The organism is Janthinobacterium sp. 17J80-10, from assembly GCF_004114795.1.
Classification (GTDB): Bacteria; Pseudomonadota; Gammaproteobacteria; order Burkholderiales; family Burkholderiaceae_D; genus Paucimonas.
Genome location: NZ_CP035311.1, coordinates 928,181 through 945,215, shown reverse-complemented (window position 1 = coordinate 945,215; position 17,035 = coordinate 928,181). Strand labels below are relative to the sequence as shown.

General features: G+C 61.1%; 12 protein-coding genes. 3 read left to right on the top strand and 9 right to left on the bottom strand.

The features are described from left to right. Positions 1 to 7 precede the first annotated feature (7 nt). Positions 8 to 919 carry a type II secretion system F family protein gene (locus EKL02_RS04195; RefSeq protein WP_128900877.1) on the top strand — a complete coding sequence of 304 codons (912 nt, stop codon included), beginning with the start codon at positions 8 to 10 and terminating at the stop codon, positions 917 to 919. On the opposite strand, the gene EKL02_RS04190 is transcribed toward EKL02_RS04195, so the two are convergent. From EKL02_RS04190 to bamE, 3 genes are all read right to left on the bottom strand, one after another. After that, positions 916 to 1,653, bottom strand: coding sequence for a response regulator transcription factor (locus EKL02_RS04190; RefSeq protein ID WP_241687778.1), 738 nt, complete (start codon positions 1,651 to 1,653; stop codon positions 916 to 918). The genes EKL02_RS04195 and EKL02_RS04190 overlap by 4 nt on opposite strands. Before the next feature lie 11 nt (positions 1,654 to 1,664). Next, a complete protein-coding gene (locus tag EKL02_RS04185) occupies positions 1,665 to 3,350 on the bottom strand; it encodes a histidine kinase (protein WP_128900876.1) in 1,686 nt (561 codons plus the stop codon). 289 nt (positions 3,351 to 3,639) lie between these two features. After that, the gene (gene bamE / locus EKL02_RS04180; RefSeq protein WP_128900875.1) at positions 3,640 to 4,146 is read right to left on the bottom strand and encodes an outer membrane protein assembly factor BamE; all 507 of its coding nucleotides are present in this window, start codon (positions 4,144 to 4,146) and stop codon (positions 3,640 to 3,642) included. Between the two features lie 218 nt (positions 4,147 to 4,364). Here bamE and EKL02_RS04175 point away from each other — a divergent pair, with 218 nt between their 5' ends. After that, positions 4,365 to 4,631 carry a hypothetical protein gene (locus EKL02_RS04175; RefSeq protein ID WP_128900874.1) on the top strand — a complete coding sequence of 89 codons (267 nt, stop codon included), beginning with the start codon at positions 4,365 to 4,367 and terminating at the stop codon, positions 4,629 to 4,631. Positions 4,632 to 4,668: 37 nt separating this feature from the next. On the opposite strand, the gene EKL02_RS04170 is transcribed toward EKL02_RS04175, so the two are convergent. The 4 genes from EKL02_RS04170 to EKL02_RS04155 form a co-directional block, all read right to left on the bottom strand. Next, the gene (locus EKL02_RS04170; RefSeq protein WP_128900873.1) at positions 4,669 to 7,758 is read right to left on the bottom strand and encodes an efflux RND transporter permease subunit; all 3,090 of its coding nucleotides are present in this window, start codon (positions 7,756 to 7,758) and stop codon (positions 4,669 to 4,671) included. Positions 7,759 to 7,766: 8 nt separating this feature from the next. Beyond that, positions 7,767 to 8,942, bottom strand: coding sequence for an efflux RND transporter periplasmic adaptor subunit (locus EKL02_RS04165; RefSeq protein WP_128900872.1), 1,176 nt, complete (start codon positions 8,940 to 8,942; stop codon positions 7,767 to 7,769). Between the two features lie 134 nt (positions 8,943 to 9,076). After that, a complete protein-coding gene (locus EKL02_RS04160; RefSeq protein WP_128900871.1) occupies positions 9,077 to 10,069 on the bottom strand; it encodes a TerC family protein in 993 nt (330 codons plus the stop codon). A gap of 110 nt (positions 10,070 to 10,179) precedes the next feature. Further along, a complete protein-coding gene (locus EKL02_RS04155; RefSeq protein WP_128900870.1) occupies positions 10,180 to 11,580 on the bottom strand; it encodes a cytochrome P450 in 1,401 nt (466 codons plus the stop codon). A gap of 277 nt (positions 11,581 to 11,857) precedes the next feature. Between EKL02_RS04155 and ilvD the strand changes: the two genes are divergently transcribed. Next, positions 11,858 to 13,726, top strand: a complete 1,869-nt coding sequence (gene ilvD / locus EKL02_RS04150; protein WP_128900869.1) for a dihydroxy-acid dehydratase — start codon at positions 11,858 to 11,860, stop codon at positions 13,724 to 13,726. A gap of 89 nt (positions 13,727 to 13,815) precedes the next feature. On the opposite strand, the gene EKL02_RS04145 is transcribed toward ilvD, so the two are convergent. Together EKL02_RS04145 and EKL02_RS04140 are read right to left on the bottom strand one after the other, a co-directional pair. Then, a complete protein-coding gene (locus EKL02_RS04145) occupies positions 13,816 to 15,150 on the bottom strand; it encodes a sigma-54 dependent transcriptional regulator (protein WP_128900868.1) in 1,335 nt (444 codons plus the stop codon). Continuing rightward, positions 15,143 to 17,017: an ATP-binding protein gene (locus tag EKL02_RS04140; protein ID WP_128900867.1), complete on the bottom strand. Its 1,875-nt coding sequence runs from the start codon at positions 17,015 to 17,017 to the stop codon at positions 15,143 to 15,145. Before EKL02_RS04140 ends, EKL02_RS04145 begins: the two co-directional genes overlap by 8 nt. Positions 17,018 to 17,035: the final 18 nt, after the last annotated feature.

Below are 17,035 nucleotides of genomic sequence, written 5' to 3'. Positions count from 1 at the left end.
GCATAAAATGATCATTATCCCCGCGCTGATTTTCCTCTCTGTCACGATGGCCCTGGCCGGGCTATATCTGTGGCTGGCGCCAAGCCGGACCCGGCGGCGCTTGCATGCCCTTGCCGATCCCGTCGACAAGGCCAGCTGGACGGAAACCGTCGCCAATATGGTCGGACCCTTTGCGCAACTATCGACACCCACCGGCGAATGGGAATCCTCGCCGTTGCGGATCAAGTTCTTCAACGCAGGCATACGCCAGGAAAATGCCCGTCTGATCTATTTTGGCTGCAAGACTCTATTGCCGCTGCTGTTTTGCGGACTGAGCTTTCTGTTGCTGCGAACTCTCAGCCAGGTCGATGGCCTGACGTTTGTCATGTACATGATGATGGCGGCTCTGCTGGGCTGCTACCTGCCCAATTTGTTCCTGCACTGGAAAGTGCGCAACCGCAAAAGGGAAATTTTCGAGAATTTTCCCGACGCCGCCGATCTCATGCTGGTATGTGTGGAAGCAGGGCTGGGGCTGGATGCCAGCCTGACAAGGGTGGCTGATGAAATGCGGATGAAAAGTAGGGCATTGGCAGAGGAACTGCACCTCACCAACCTCGAAATGCGCGCCGGTGCCTCCCGCGAAAAATCGCTGCGTCACCTGGCACTGCGCACCGGCATCGAGGAAGTCAGCGTGTTCGCCACCATGCTCACCCAGGCGGACAAGTTCGGCACCAGCATCGGCGATTCCCTGCGGGTGTTTTCGGACGACTTGCGGCACAAGCGGCAGACGCGCGCGGAGGAAATCGCCGCACGCGTGCCCACCAAGATGCTTTTCCCGCTGGTGGTTTGCATTTTCCCGTCGATCATCATGGTGATCATGGGGCCCGCCGCCATACAAATCATCCGCACCATCATGCCCATGCTCAGCAACGGCGGCTAGGCCGCCGACGGCACGCGGGAGTCGGGGCGCTTGGCGCAAGTGCGCGGCTCCTGGCGTGCACTGTCCAGCGCATGCTTGACTGCGTACACATACAGCTCCAGCCGATTGCTCAGGTCGAGCTTTTGATATATCGAGGTCAGGTGATTGCGCAAGGTATGTTCGGAGATGAAAAGCCGCTGCGCGATGACCTTGTTGGATGCGCCGCTTTCATGAATGATGGTGTCGATGATCTTGCGCTCCTTGGGCGTCAGCTGCGCGATTTTCGACTTTTCCGGGTCAGGGGCGCCCAGTTTCGCCGGATTCATGAATTGGCCGAGGACACGCCCAAGCATTTCTTGCTCGATCCACAACTCGCCCTGGTGGACTTTCTCTATAGCCTTCAGTACCTGTTCGGCGGAAGCGATCTTGCGCAGCACGCCACGGGCGCCATGCATGATCGCCTGTTCCAGGATCGATTGCTGGCGTTCAGCGGTAAGTATCAGTGCGCGCGACACGCCATTGGCCAGCAAAGCAGGAAGATGGGAGAGAGAGCTTTCCCCATCCAGGTCAAGATCCAGCAAAATCACATCCGGGATCAGCGTGCCGGCTTTTTTACGGGCTTCGTCGCAATTGCTGGCCATGCCGACGACCTCCATTCGGGGACTTTCGCCTTCGATCAGTTTCCCTAATCCCCACAACATGGTCTGGTGGTCATCGACAAGCATCACGCGTATTGGATTTTTATTCAAGTTCATTGCCTGCCCCCTCAAATCGGAATTTCGACCTGCACACACGTCCCTGATGCGACGCCTTGTTTCACAATGACGTTTCCGCCGAGTGCAGCCGTCCGCTCCATGATCGAGCGCGGCATGAAGTTCGCCGGCAACGGTCCTGCATTTTCGTTTTCGATGCGGATGGCAAGCCAGCCATTTGCGGACTGAATGGCAATTGCGCCGTGCCGGGCAGTCGTATGCTTGCAGATATTGTTGATGCCTTCCCTGGCAATTTGCAGCACTTCCGCCGCCAGGCGATCACTGATGTCGACGTCGTTGCGCGCGCTGACCGTAATATCAACGCCGTAAAATTCCTTCGTCTGAGCGACTTGCCTGCGCAAAGACAGCAAATAGACCGGCTCTGTCACCCCCGCGCCGGATTTAACCATGCCCGCATAATCGCGCAATTCGCCGATGACCTGGCCAGCCATGACCAGCAGCTTGTCCAGATCATGGATGAGCGGATTATCCAGGGTGGCCTTGTTGCGCAAGGCACTCAAGCCCATTTTCAGGCCAACGTAGGGCTGGATGGCGGTATCGTGAAAATCCCAGGCAATTCTTTGCCGTTCGCGCAGCGCCGCATGCGAGGCAATGCGGTCGAGCAGCTCGATGCTCTCAATGACGGGGAATGCCTGGGCCACCACGTGATTGAGGAACAGCGCATCGGCCTTGCTGAAGGCATGATGGGAGGATGTCACGTATATCCGCCCTTCGCCATTTTTGAGGAAGATGGGGACGCTGACATACGATTCCGTTTCCAGCAGATTGGCCATTTTTTCGCCGGAGAGACGATCATGGGCTTCCCAGGCGTCTTTGCTGATATCGTAGGCGTAGGAGCAGCCGAACAGCGAAACCGCGGCCCGGCTCGGCCTGGAAAACATGATGATTTTTACTTGTGAAAACTCCATCAGCGGCGCCGCTGCCTCAGCCACGATTTTCTCGGCGAGGGGAGAAGTTCTGGCTTCGCCATCGCCCACCCTGCGCAATTCATACACGGCTGCATCGCTGCCACGCGTCACGAGAATGCAATTGCTGCCATGGAAAAAATCCCGCACCCTGGTCAGGACATTGGTGATCGTGTGATCAACGCCAAAGCGCGGATTGGACAAGCGGCTGACGTCGCGCAACAACCCCAGGCGCCGCGCCGATGCAACTTTTGACTCGCCCCATTTCGCGCACAAATAGCCGAATGCCAGCAGAAATGTCGCGCGCAGCATGAGTCGCGGCAATTCGGCACCTGCTGGCGTCAATAGCCCGAATGCCAGGAACAAGACTGTCGAAGCCATGGCAATCCGCGCGCCTTCCTCGAATCCCCATTGAAATGAAGCGGTCAGAATGGGGAAGAATAGAAAAAGGAAGAAAATACTGTTGACGCCGCCGGTAAAAAAAACGATCGAGGCATACCAGCCAAGATCGATCCAATGGATTCGCTTGGTGGCAATGAAATGTTTTGGCAGAATGACAAACAGGCCCAGCGCGACGCTGTAGATGGCGTAGCTGCCGACAGGCAGCAAGGCGTAATCGGAAATACCTGCCAATTCGCCCGGAACGATCCAGATCATCAGCAAAGCCGAAACGGCCAACATCACGCGGATGCCACAAACCATTCTCGCTTCGACATCAGCGTAAGCTAAACCGAATGCGCTTTCTCCATGCGTGCCGAGTTTGTCATTGACCATGATGCGCTTGCGCTCACTGTCCGAGTATCAAATTGTATTGTCGAAGTCATGCCCCAGGAAATTTGCGCAACATCAGAAAGCGCATGAATTTCCGGAACCTCTGTCAGACAACAGTAGACACTTTTATTTACTCGAAAAAATTGATTTCACTCATGCGTAGTGAAATCTATTTCACGCCATCATTCTTTAACATCGAGAAATTTATTTTGAATCAATAATTCCGCATTGGAATGTCGCGCGCAGGGAATGACCGCAGCAAACTGGGCATTGCGCCAGCCTTTGTTGCTGCTCATCCCGCAAAGTGCTGTTCCGTGATGGAGGTCTGCGTGACCTTGCCGCTGCCGATGTCAAAATGGACATTGAAGAGCTTGACATCAACGCCATCGATGAAGCGCCAATCCCACACTTCCTCGTTCTTGCGCTTGAATTGCACCATGCCGCCAGGCCTGCCGAGCAGGCGCCGCACATCATCGCGGCTCATGCCTTGCTGGATGCGGGCGAAGTTTTCCTTCGTCAGGACTTGCCGGTAATCCTGCAACTTGCCGAAACGGTCGATGCTGAACATCCAGGTGCGCGCGCCTTCCGGCCCCTTGGGATACTCGAGGGTGCGGCTGCCGTCATCTTCTTCCCAGACCGTGTCGGGCTGCCCCATGACCATGCGCACGTCTACCTCCGACGAAACGCCCTTGCCCAGCTTGTTCAAGCCAGCCTCCTCGATCGGGCGACCTTGCTGATCGCAGGCGAACAGCAGCACGCTTGCGCCCAATAACAGGAACTTGCGGAAAGTGGCATGCATGACGTTCTCCCAAGAGGGTGTGGATTGCTTCTGGAAACTTGTGTGAACCCTGGCGGTTCAGTCGTTTGTATTTGCTGTTTCATCATCCATCCCAAGTGTGGCGCTTGATGTGGCTCACTACATAAGGCATGCCGGACAATACCATTAATCATGCCTTTTTTGCCACCCATCGGCAATGACTCATCGAGGCCAAAATATGAATATCGGGAGGAGCAATCATGCAGCGCAGTCGTTATGAGGTCTGGACTTATTCGACCGCCTGGGGAAAATGGATACGCGACATCTATCCTGACAAGGCGTCCGCCATAATGCGATATGAAGACCTGCTGCTGTTCGGCGAAACCGCCCGACCGCCACGGCCAGCCAACCTGCCATTACCACTGAAAGACCGTGTCGGATTTGCCCTCAGCGGGATATTCAAACGTCCTTCTTTTGGCGAGGAACGCCCCGCAAAACGTCCATACCGCCGTCGCCCCCACCATTGAAACTTTTCGGGCTGGCAACCAGGCCAGCACCAGCGTGTCAGTCTACGTGCGCTCGTGACGGCAAGCGCCGGCGCAGCCAGCTCTGCAGGTCGTCGATGTAGGTAAACGCTGCCGGCACCACCAGTAGGCTCAAGAGTGTCGAGGTGACCAGGCCGCCGATCACGGCCGTCGCCATTGGCGAGCGGAAACTGGGGTCTGCGCCCCAGCCCAGCGCCAGCGGCAGCATGCCGGCGCCCATGGCGATGGTGGTCATGACGATCGGCCGGCTGCGCTTGTGACAGGCGTCGACCAGCGCCTCGAAGCGCGCCATGCCGGCGCGGCGCGCCAGGATCGCATAATCGACCAGCAGGATCGAGTTCTTGGTGACGATCCCCATGAGCATGATGAGGCCGATCATCGATGGCATCGACAAGGCCTTGCCGGTCAATAGCAGCGCGACGAACGCGCCGCCGATCGATAGCGGCAGCGCTGCCAGGATCGTCACCGGCTGCATGAAGTCCTTGAACAGCAGCACCAGCACCCCATAGATGCACAGCACGCCGATCAGCATCGCAATGCCGAAGCTGGCAAACAGGGCCTGCATTTCCTGCGCATCGCCCAGCTCGGCAATTTTCACCGACGGCGGCAGGTTTTGCATCGACGGCAGCGCCCGCGCCTCGGCATTCAATTCGCCCAGGGCGCGCGTGCCCAGCTCCACTTCCAGGATCACATTGCGGCTGCGGTTCAAACGGTCGATCTGCGCCGGACCGCTATCCAGGGTGACGCTGGCGACATTGGCCAGCATGACGGGGCCATTCTTGCCCGGCACGGTCAGGCGCTCGATGGCGGCCAGGTCGGCGCGCACCGCATCCGGCAGCTTGACGCGAATCGGCACCTGGCGCTCAGACAGGTTCAGCTTCGCCAGGTTGACGTCATAGTCGCCGGCAGTCGCCACCCGCACCGTCTCGCCGATGGCTGCCGCCGTCACGCCCAGGTCGGCGGCGCGGGCAAAGTCCGGGCGCACGATGATTTCCGGGCGCACCAGCGCCGCGCTGGAATTGACATTGCCGATCCCTTGCAAAGTGCGCAATTCCCGCTCGACTTCGCGCGCGGCTGCCGCCAGCGCCAGCGGGTCTTCGCTGCGCAATACCAACTGCATCTTGACGCCGGTATCGGGCGGACCCACGGTAAAACGGGCGCCGGGAACATCTGCCAGGCGCGCGCGGATACCCGCCTCGATCTGCTGCAGCGATTCGCTGCGGTCGTTGCGGTGCACGGTGGTGAGTGTCAATATGGCGCGGCGCGCCTCGGCCGCAGCACCCGGGGCAAAGGCGTCGCCGCTGGAGCCGCCGCCGATCGAGCTGAAGATGCCGGTGATGCCCTTGACCTGCATCGCCGCCAGCCGTACCTGCTCGGCCGTCGCGGTGGTTTCCGCCAGCGTGCTGCCCGGCGGCAGCTCGATATTGATCTGTGTTTGCGCGCGGTCGGCAGGCGGCACGAAGCCGGTCGGCAAGAGCGGCACCAGCGCCAGCGAGCCGACGAAAAACAGTGCCGAGGCAATTGCCGTCACCAGCCTGTGGCGCAGGCACCATTGCATGATGGCCATGTAGCGCCGCATGATCCAGCCGTCCGCCTGATCGCCGTGCGGCAAGGGCTTCAGCAGATAGGCTGCCATCATGGGCGTGAGCAAGCGCGCCACCACCAGCGAAGCGAGGATCGCCAGCACCGCGGCCCAGCCAAACTGCTTGAAGAACAGCCCCGGCACGCCGCCCATGAAGGCGGTCGGCAAGAACACCGCCACCAGTGCAAAGGTGGTGGCAATCACCGCCATGCCGATTTCGTCGGCAGCTTCCAACGCGGCCTGCATAGGCGTCTTGCCCATGCGCAGATGGCGCGCGATATTTTCGATCTCGACAATGGCGTCATCCACCAGCACGCCCACCACCAGTGCCAGCGACAGCAACGTCACAGTGTTCAGGGTATAGCCGAAGTAATAGATGCCAAGGAATGTCGGGATCACCGACAGCGGCAAGGCAGCCGCAGCCACGAGCGTGGCGCGCCAGTCGCGCAGGAACCACCATACCACCAGCACCGCCAGCAGCGCGCCTTCAAACAGCAGCTCCATGGAGCCTTCAAAATTTTCTGCCACGGGAGCAGCGTTGTCGATCACCTGGCGCAGCACGATATCAGGATGCGCCGCCTGCAGTTGCGCTACGGCGGCGCGCGCGCCTTCCGCCACCGCCACTTCGGAAGCGCCCTTGGTGCGGAAGATTTCAAATCCCACTACCTTCTTGCCATCCTGCGTGGCCAGCGCGCGCGGCTCGGCGACCGTATCGGTGACGCTGGCCACCTGGTCCAGGCGCAGGCTGCGGCCATCTGCCAGTGGAATTTCCAGCTGCGCCAGTTCGGCGGCGGTGCGCACGGTGGCAATGGTGCGCACCGATTGTTCGGCGCCGCTGACATCGCCGCGCCCGCCAGGCGCTTCCTGCTGCACCAGCCGCAGCCGGCGCGACACATCCAGCGCCGAGACATTCAGCGCTGCCATGCGCGCTGCGTCAAGTTCAATGCGCACTTCGCGCAAGACGCCCCCCATGCGCTTGACCGCGCCAACACCAGGCACCGCCAGCAGGCGCTTGGCGACGGCATTGTCGACGAACCAGCTCAGTTCCTGCTCGTCGAGGCGGCTGGCTGCGCCTGCCTGCGGGGTCGCGGCCGCGGCCGCGACAAAGGTCAGCACCACCCGCCCGGCCGTCGAGGTCTTGGTCACGGCGGGATCGCGCAAGTCGCTCGGCAAGTCGGCGCGCACCCGCGCCACGGCATCGCGCACTTCGTTGACGGCGTCGGCAATCTGCTTTTCGAGGATGAACTCGACGGTTACGACCACCGAGCCGTCAAGGATGCGTGCATAGATATTCTTGACGCCCTGCAGGGTTGCAATGGAATCTTCCAGCTTGCGCGCCACTTCGGTTTCCAGTTGCGCGGGCGCGGCGCCGGGCAAGCTCGCCGTCACTGTCACGATCGGCAGCTCGATATCCGGAAAATCCTGCACCGGGTTGGCTTTGAAAGCGAGCAAACCGGCCAGCGCCAGCAGCACGAACAGCATGATCGCGGGAATCGGATTCCTGATCGACAGTGCGGAAAAGTTCACGCGGCCTCCTAGCGCGCCGCCGGTTGCGCCGGCGCGGGTGCAGTGGCCGGGGCAGATGCAGTCACCACCTTGACCAGGTCGCCCTCGTTGAGGAAGCCGGCGCCGCTGGCAACCAGACGGTCTTGCGGCTTGATGCCTTCCACCACTTCCACCCGCTCGTCCAGGCGCCGGCCGGTGCGCACTTTCAGCTGACTGACACGGGAATCGGGATTCAGGCGAAAGACATAGGTGAAACCGTCGCGCAGCACGACCGCCTGCTGCGGCAGCGTCAGCGCGGTCGTTTCGCCGAGATCGAATTCGCCCCTGGCGAACATGCCGGCCCGGACCAGTGCCTGCTGCGGCGTCGATGCCGGCGATGACGGCAAATCCACATAGACCAGCGCGCTGCGGCTTTGCACATCGACCGTCGGCGCCACCATGCGCACAGTGCCGGTGACCTTCGTGCCATTGGCGGCGGTAATGCCTGCCTTGCTGCCGGTGCGGATGCGCGGCAATTCCGCTGTCGTGACTTCGGCGCGCCATTCGAGACGACCCTGGCGGATCATGCGAAACAGTTCGGCGCCCACGCCGCTCACCGCGCCGACCGTCGCGCTCCTGGCAGAAATCACGCCATTGTCAGGCGCCAGCACGCGAGTTTGCTTCAGGCGCAGTTGCTGCGTCTGCAGCGTGGCCTTCGCCGCCGCCACGCGCGCCTTGGCAGTCAATTCCCCGGTCAGGAGTTGGCTGGCTTCCTGGCGGCTCATGGCGCCCGAGGCTTGCAACACACGGGCGCGTTCGGCATTGCTGGCGGCTTCCTGCACGCGTGCTTCGGCTTCCTGCAGATTGGCCTGCGCCTGGGCGACGTCGGCCTGTACTGTCTCGGCGGCAAAGCGCGCCAGTACCTGGCCTGCCTTGACCACATCGCCGACATTGACTGCGACTTCGGCAAGACGCAAGCCGGAGGCCTCGCTGCCAATGATCGCTTCCTGCCATGCCGCGACATTGCCGTTAGCAGCGAGCCGCAGCGGCATGCTCGTCTCGGCAGGCTGTACCGTGGTGACGGTCAAGGCGGGCCGGGCAGCTGGCTGCGCCGGCTTGTCGCCTGCCGCCCTGGAGTTCGTAGAAAATAGCGCCAGCGACATGGTGGCGACGGTGACGCAAGCGAGCGCGGCCAGCACCAGGCGCCGGGGTGTGAATTTTTTCATGGACCGCATCCATCCCTATTTTGCAAGATCCCCAGATAATTGCATAAACGCAATTATCAAAAAGGACATTATAGGGAGAACACCCCTGTCCGAGCGCAAAAACCGTGGCAGTAAAAATACGGTTTGCGCAGTTTTCAAGCGAAACGACGGGTTTTCCATAGAGAAAACCCCACCCCGCCGGTAATCAGGCCAAAGGTTACCCCAAGGGAAATTACCGCTGGAATCTTGCCGATGATCCCGACGAGGAAAATTTTTGCACCGATGAAGATCAACACCAGCGCCAGGGCGTACTTCAGGTAGTGGAAGCGATGAATCATGGCCGCCAGCGCAAAGTAAAGGGCGCGCAAGCCAAGGATGGCGAAGATGTTGCTGGTATAGACGATGAAGGGGTCGGTAGTGATGGCAAAGATCGCCGGCACCGAATCCACCGCAAACACCACGTCGACGCATTCGATCAGCATCAGGGCCAGCAGCAAGGGGGTGGCGAAGCGCACCATCTTGCCGGTGACCGGGTGCGCTTCCCGCACCAGGAACGCATGACCGCGCAAGCCGTTGGTGACGCGAATATGGCGCTTGAGAAATTTCAGCAGCGGGTTCCTGGCAATGTCCGGCTCCTGCTCGGCAATCAGCCACATCTTGACGCCTGTGATGACCAGGAACGCGCCAAACAGGTAGAGTATCCAGCCGAATTGCGTCACCAGTGCGGCCCCCAGTCCGATCACGATCGCACGCAGCACAATCACGCCCAGGATGCCCCAGAACAGCACGCGATGCTGATACTTGCGCGGAATGGCAAAAAAGCTGAAGACCAGGGCAATCACGAAAATGTTGTCCATCGACAGCGATTTCTCGATCATGAAGCCTGTGAAATACGCCATGCCGCTTTCCGCGCCCAGGTACCACCAGACCCAGGTGCCGAAAATCATTGCGACGGTGATATAACCTGCAGAGAGGAAAAGGCTTTCCCTGACGCCGATTTCCTTGTCGTCCCGGTGCAGAACACCCAGGTCAAAGGCCAGGAGCGACGCAACGATCGCCAGGAAGAGCAACCAGATCCAGGTTGCGGTTCCGAGAAAACTGGCATGAAGAAAAGACAGGGAAGACAAAAACGCGGCAGTTTGTTCCATGGGCTCGTCGGCAATCAACAATTCAAGCTCAATGTTGCGTGAATTGCAGTACCGGATGAACCCGTATTAACCTGAAGGTCAGTTCTAAAATAGCGAATAAGTAAGGTTTCTCAGCGCCGGGTGAATTTGACCCGCAAGGTCGTTTCCGGCTTCAGGACCATGTCGATTTTAGGCGACGGCAAGCCGGCCGCATCACCCGGGCTCAAGTCGAACTGGCGGATCAGGAAAGTCGCAATCAGCGCCATTTCAATCGTCGCCAGGTGCTGGCCGATGCACACGCGCGGACCGGCACCAAACGGCATGTAGGCGCCGCGCGGGATTTCCGCCGCGTTCGGCATGAAGCGCTCGGGCCGGAAACTCTCAGGCTCGGGAAACCAGCGCGCATCATGCTGCACGTGCCAGACCGGCACATTGATCGACGCGCCTTTCGGCACATGCCAGCCGCCAATCTCGATATCCCGCACGGGGCAGCGGAAAAACAGGTTGGGCGTCGGCGGGTAGAGCCGCATGGCTTCCTTGATCGTGGCATTCATCCACTTCATGCGGGACAACTCATCCGCCGTGGGATTCCTGTCGCCCGCCACCTCCGCCACTTCCTGGCGCACCTTCTCGGCCACCTCCGGGTGATGCGCCATGAGGCCGATCCACCAGGTCATGACGGTGGCGGTGGTATCGTGTCCCGCCGCAAAAATGACCATGCAGTTGTCGCGGATTTCCTCGGTCGACAGCGTCGGCGACGACGAGGCGCCTTGGGCCTCGTCGTCATGCGCCGACAGCAGCATGGCCAGGTAATCGGTCTTGGTGGCCTGGTCTTCGCCTGCGGCGCGGCGCACCTGGACCTGGCTGCCAATCAGGTTTTCCAGGTCAGCCTTGGATTTGAGCTTTTGCTTCCTGCCGGGGTAGGGAAACCAGTCCGGCGGGGTTTTTGGCCAGAACAGTTCGCGCATGCCCTGGTGCTCCAGCGCGCGCGATGCCTCGAAGGCCCGCTGCGACTCCGCCTCGCTGACCTTGTGGCTGAACAGCACGCGCAAGATCACGTCCATGGTGAGGACGGTGGTAAAACTATCGACATCCAGGACATTGCCGGCCGGGCCCTTTTCAGGAAAGGCCGTGACCATGGCATCGGCCACGGCGCCGGTCATCAGGTCGACGTACCCGGTGATTTTCTTCGGCAAAAAGCCCGGCATCAGGATGCGCCGCTGGCGCTTCCAGGTATCGCCTTCCGTGGTCAGGACATTATCGCCATACACCAGCGAAAAGACTTCGATGGCGCGCTCGTGGCGGATCAGGTCGTCCGCATGCTCCACCAGCAGCTCACGGATGAGCTCAGGCGAAAAAAAGTAGTAATACGGCTGGCTGGCCATCCGAAAATGCACGACATCGCCATATTGCTCGCGCATCCTTTGCGCGGTGCCCAGGAGGTCATTTTTCATTTCCCCCAAAAGCGGCAGGCCGAGCCAAGGCGCGCTTGGCCCCGGCGGGATTTTATTGTCGTGGTCGGATGTCTTCATGATGTCGGGCAGTGGCCCCGTCGCAGCGGCCTGTTATGCGGAAAAAGTGTATCAGGCATCAATTGTGAATTGATTAATAGTGCTTTGGGAATAGCAGGAGGCGCCCTGTCAGGGGAAAACAACAGAATTTCGCAGGGAAGGCGCGCTCAGGCGCTTCCAGGCTTATTTGCGGCGGCAATATCCGCCAGGACCAGATGGGCGGTGCAAATGGCGGTGGGGGGCGTTAAAATACGGACCACGACGCATCACGCTCAACTCATTTCTTTGGAAGACAGACATGCCTCAATATCGCTCCCGCACCACTACCCACGGCCGCAACATGGCAGGCGCGCGCGCGCTTTGGCGTGCCACCGGCATGAAGGATGGCGATTTTGACAAGCCCATCGTCGCCGTGGTCAATTCCTTCACCCAGTTCGTCCCCGGCCACGTGCACCTGAAAGACCTCGGCCAGCTGGTGGCGCGCGAGATTGAAGCCGCCGGTGGCGTTGCCAAGGAATTCAACACCATCGCCGTGGATGACGGCATCGCCATGGGCCATGGCGGCATGCTGTACTCGTTGCCGTCGCGCGACCTGATTGCCGATTCGGTGGAATACATGGTCAATGCCCATTGCGCCGATGCGATGGTGTGCATTTCCAACTGTGACAAGATCACTCCCGGCATGCTGATGGCGGCGTTCCGCCTGAATATTCCGGTGGTCTTCATTTCCGGCGGCCCGATGGAAGCCGGCAAGGTATTGAAGGTGGTCGACGGCGCCAGGAAAATCATCAAGCTCGACCTGGTCGATGCCATGATCCAGGCCGGCGACGCCAACGTGAGCGACGCCGATGTCGCTGAAATCGAGCGTTCCGCCTGCCCGACCTGCGGCTCGTGCTCCGGCATGTTTACGGCCAACTCGATGAACTGCCTGACCGAAGCGCTGGGCCTTGCCCTGCCCGGCAACGGCACCATCCTCGCCACGCATGCCGACCGCAAGGCGCTGTTCCTGCGCGCCGGCCGCCTGATCGTCGATCTCGCCAAGCGCTACTACGAACAGGACGATGCCTCGGTACTGCCACGCAACATCGCCACAAAGGCCGCGTTTGAAAACGCCATGGCGCTCGACGTTTCCATGGGCGGCTCGACCAACACCGTGCTGCACCTGCTGGCTGCCGCCCACGAAGCCGAAGTGCCCTTCACCATGGCCGACATCGATCGCATTTCGCGCAAGGTGCCGTGCCTGTGCAAGGTCGCGCCGATGACCGACAAGTTCCATATCGAAGACGTGCACCGCGCCGGCGGGATCATCAGCATCCTGGGCGAGCTGGCCCGTGGCGGCCTGCTCGATACTTCGCTGCCAAATATCCACAGCAAGTCCCTGGCCGACGCCATCGCCCACAACGACATCAAGGTCACGCAAGACCCGGCCGTGCACAAGCTGTTCAGCGCCGCACCAGGCGGCGTGCCGACGCAGGTGGCCTTCTCTCAAGAGAACCGCTTCGAATCGCTCGACACCGACCGCAGCACCGGCTGCATCCGCGACAAGGCGCATGCCTACTCACAGGATGGCGGCCTGGCAGTCTTGTACGGCAACATCGCGGAAAAAGGCTGCATCGTCAAGACTGCAGGCGTCGATGAAAGCATCCTGGTCTTCAGCGGCAAGGCCCGCGTATTTGAAAGCCAGGACGCCGCCGTCGAAGGCATCCTCGGTGGCACCGTGCACGCCGGCGATGTCGTCATCATCCGCTATGAAGGCCCCAAGGGTGGCCCCGGCATGCAGGAGATGCTGTACCCGACCTCTTACATCAAATCCCAGGGTCTGGGCAAGCAATGCGCCCTGTTTACCGATGGCCGCTTCTCGGGCGGCTCTTCCGGTCTCGTGATCGGCCACGCCTCGCCGGAAGCCGCTGAAGGCGGCGCCATCGGCCTGGTCGAGGAAGGCGACATGGTCGACATCGACATTCCGCAACGCCGCATCAACCTGCGCATCAGCGATGCCGATCTGGCCAAGCGCCGCGCGGCCATGGAAGCCAAGGGCGATGCTGCCTGGAAGCCGGTTGACCGCGAGCGTTACGTCTCGCAGGCGCTGCAGGCCTATGCCGCATTGACAACCTCGGCAGACCGCGGCGCGGTGCGCGACCTGTCGCAATTGAAGTTGAAGCGGTAACCTGATTTCGCTGCCTTCCCAGGCAAAGCGAATCCCGTGCAATGCCGCTCCCAGGAGCGGCATTATTTTTTTGCGGCGGCCTGGCGCAACTAACTGCTTTCATCCAGGCCGTATTTTTTGATCTTGTCGTGCAGCGTCGTCTTGGCCACGGCCAGGGCTTCAGCGGTACGGGCGAGGCTGCCGTGGCGGCGCAGGGCATCGGCGATCAATGCGCGCTCGAAGGCTTCGACCGTCTCGGCAAGCGGCGTCAGGCCTTCGGCGTGCGGCTGGCCGAAGGGAGGCGAGCCGCTCTCGATGCCGAGGACGCAGCGGTCGGCGACATTGCGCAGTTCGCGGATATTGCCCGGCCAGCCATAGCCGACCAACTGACGGATGCGACCAGATGTCATTTCGGGCACCGGCCGTTGATGACTGGCCGCGCTTTGAAGAACAAAGTGCTCAAACAGTAGCGGAATATCTTCGCGTCGTTCGCGCAGGGGCGGCAGATCCAGCGTCGCCACGCTGAGACGGTAATAGAGATCGCTGCGAAAGCCGCCCTTGGCGGCAAGCTCGACCAAATCGTTTTTTGTCGCGGCAATGACGCGGCAGTCGATGGGGATCAGCGTATTGGAGCCGAGACGCTCCAGCGTGCGTTCCTGCAACACGCGCAGCAGCTTGACCTGCATGGCAAGCGGCATGCTCTCGATTTCGTCGAGAAACAGGGTGCCGCCATTGGCGTATTCGATCTTGCCGATGCGTTTTTTTGCAGCACCCGTGTATGCGCCGGCTTCGTGGCCAAAAATTTCGCTTTCAAACAGGGTTTCCGGCAACCCGCCACAGTTGATGGCGACGAAGTTGCCATGCCGTCGCGCGCTGGCGTCGTGCAGGCAGCGCGCAACCAGCTCCTTGCCGGTACCGGTTTCGCCATGGATCAATACGTCGGCGGCGCTATTGGCCAGGCCGGCCACCATGCTGCGGACTTTTTGCATGGATAGCGACCGGCCGATCAACCTGCCTTCGAGCAGGTCGCGCTGCTCGAGCTGGCGGCGCAGATCGCGCACTTCCAGCACGAGGCTGCGCTTTTCCAGCGCCCGGCGCACGACTTCGACCAGGTATTCCGGCGCGAACGGCTTCTGGATGAAGTCGTGCGCGCCATCCTTCATCGCCTGCACAGCCATCGAGATATCGCCATGGCCAGTAATCAGCACCACGGGCAATTCCGGATCGATGCCCAGGATTTCACGCAAAAACTGCATGCCATCCATTTTCGGCAGCCGGATATCGCTGATGACGATGCCGCGGAAATCGGGCCCCAGCCGGCGACGGGCCTGCTCGGCGCTGCCGACGCATTCGGCAGCGATGCCTTCAAGCTGCAGCACCTGCTCGCAACCCAGCGCGACATCCGGGTCGTCTTCAATGATCAGTACTTTCAGGGCTTCAGTCATGGTGCACAAGCTCATCACAAAGGGGAATTTCCAGCGTAAATATGGCGCCGCCCTCGGGGTGGTTGGCGCCAGCCAGGGTGCCGCCAATATCGCGGATAATGCCGGCGGAAATCGTCAGGCCAAGGCCCAGGCCGACACCCGCCTGCTTGGTGGTAAAAAATGGTTCGAACAGATGCTGGATGGCGTCCTCGTTCAGGCCGGGCCCGTGATCCCGCACCGTCAGGCGCGCCTGGCGGCCGATGCGTTCGCAGCCGATCTCGATGCACGGCGCGTCCAGACCTTCCATGGCGTCCAGGGCATTGCCGATCAGGTTGATCAGCACTTGCTCGAGTCGATTGGCGTCGCACAGGGCGACCGGCTCGGGGTGTGCGCAGGTGCGGTGCACTGCGGCACTGGCCTGGGTCACCCGCGACTCGAGCAGCGCCAATGCATTGTCGATGGCACGGCACAGCGGCACCGCCTGCAACTGGCCGCTGGATTTATGGGCAAAGGTGCGTAACTGGCCAGTGATGCGCCCCATGCGGTCGACCAATTGGGCAATGCGTTCGAGGTTGGTGCGGGTGGTAGCAAGGTCGCCGCGGTCGAGAAAGCGCATGCCATTTCCGGAGAGCGTGCGCAGTGCGGCCAATGGCTGGTTGAGTTCGTGGGCGATGCCGGTCGAAAGCTGGCCGATGACGGCCAGCTTGCCTGCCTGCACCAGTTCATCCTGCGCGGCACGCAAGGTGCGCTCGGCACGGATGCGTTCGGCGATTTCATCCTGCAACTGCTGGTTGGCGCTGGAAAGGTCGGCGGTGCGCTCGCCCACTTTGCGCTCCAGCTGGTCGTGGGCTGTTTGCAGCGCTTCACGCGCGGCCAGGCGGTCTTTCAAGTGACGCCGGCGCTGGTTGGCAATCAGCCCAAGCATGAAAAGCAGCACAGTGGCGACGACGGCAACGGCGGCCCGGCTTTGTGCGATATCGTCGACCTGTTCCAGATGCGAGAGCACCGTCAGCGTCCATGGCGTGCCGGGCAGCGCGCGCGATTGCGCCAGAAAGCGCCCGGCCAGCGGGGAAGACAAAGCCATGCCGGGGCTCCCCCTGGCAATGCTGACCAGCTGGGCGCCGTGCCCGATTTCGCGCAATTCTTTCAGGCCCAGCGGCGTCAGGGCGCGCCGGTTGTACTGCCGGGTGTGGTCGAAGGCGCTGCGCGTCGCCTCGTCGAGCGGGCGCAGCGTCGTGAACTTCCAGTCGGCGACCGAACTGAGGATGACCACGCCATTCTCGTCGCTCACCAGGGCGGGTGCTTCGACCGTCGTCCATGAACTTTCAAACTGTTCCAGGCTGACCTTGATGACGGCCACGCCCCGCGTCGTGGCATCGTCGGCCAGCGCCGAGGCCAGGTAATAGCCGGGCTCGCCACGCGTAGTGCCGATGCCGAAGAAGCGCCCGTTGCTGCTGCCGCTTTCCAGCGCCTCGCGGAAATAGGGGCGGAAAGCGAGGTCTTCGCCGATGAAGCTGTCGGCACCGCGCCAGTTGCTGGAGGCGACCACATGGCCGGCGGTATCGATGACGTAGATCGACAACGTGCCGGCGCGGGCGTTGAGTTGTTCGAGATAGGCATTGACCTGCGCTGCCAGCCTGGTGTCGTTGCCTTGCCTGAGCAACGCCAGCACATCGCGTTCGAGTGCGAGCGTACCGGGAAGAAAGGCATACTTGCCGATTTCACGCTCCAGGCTCGCGGCATGCAGGTCGAGCCGATGCTGGCCTGTCGCCTGCAATTCGGCCAGGCCCAGTTGCAGGGCGAAACGGTGCGCAATGAAGCCGCACAGCGCCGTCAGGATGAGGAGCAGCATCAGGATCGGCAGGTAGCGCAGGGAGCGGCTGGGCATGGCGGCGGCGTGGCAGCT

Coding starts and splice junctions, on each gene's coding strand:
- EKL02_RS04185 (WP_128900876.1), bottom strand. CDS start 3,350: ATGGTCAATGACAAACTCGGCACGCATGGAGAAAGCGCATTCGGTTTA.
- bamE (WP_128900875.1), bottom strand. CDS start 4,146: ATGCATGCCACTTTCCGCAAGTTCCTGTTATTGGGCGCAAGCGTGCTG.
- EKL02_RS04190 (WP_241687778.1), bottom strand. CDS start 1,653: ATGAACTTGAATAAAAATCCAATACGCGTGATGCTTGTCGATGACCAC.
- EKL02_RS04140 (WP_128900867.1), bottom strand. CDS start 17,017: ATGCCCAGCCGCTCCCTGCGCTACCTGCCGATCCTGATGCTGCTCCTC.
- EKL02_RS04165 (WP_128900872.1), bottom strand. CDS start 8,942: ATGAAAAAATTCACACCCCGGCGCCTGGTGCTGGCCGCGCTCGCTTGC.
- EKL02_RS04195 (WP_128900877.1), top strand. CDS start 8: ATGATCATTATCCCCGCGCTGATTTTCCTCTCTGTCACGATGGCCCTG.
- EKL02_RS04175 (WP_128900874.1), top strand. CDS start 4,365: ATGCAGCGCAGTCGTTATGAGGTCTGGACTTATTCGACCGCCTGGGGA.
- ilvD (WP_128900869.1), top strand. CDS start 11,858: ATGCCTCAATATCGCTCCCGCACCACTACCCACGGCCGCAACATGGCA.
- EKL02_RS04155 (WP_128900870.1), bottom strand. CDS start 11,580: ATGAAGACATCCGACCACGACAATAAAATCCCGCCGGGGCCAAGCGCG.
- EKL02_RS04145 (WP_128900868.1), bottom strand. CDS start 15,150: ATGACTGAAGCCCTGAAAGTACTGATCATTGAAGACGACCCGGATGTC.
- EKL02_RS04160 (WP_128900871.1), bottom strand. CDS start 10,069: ATGGAACAAACTGCCGCGTTTTTGTCTTCCCTGTCTTTTCTTCATGCC.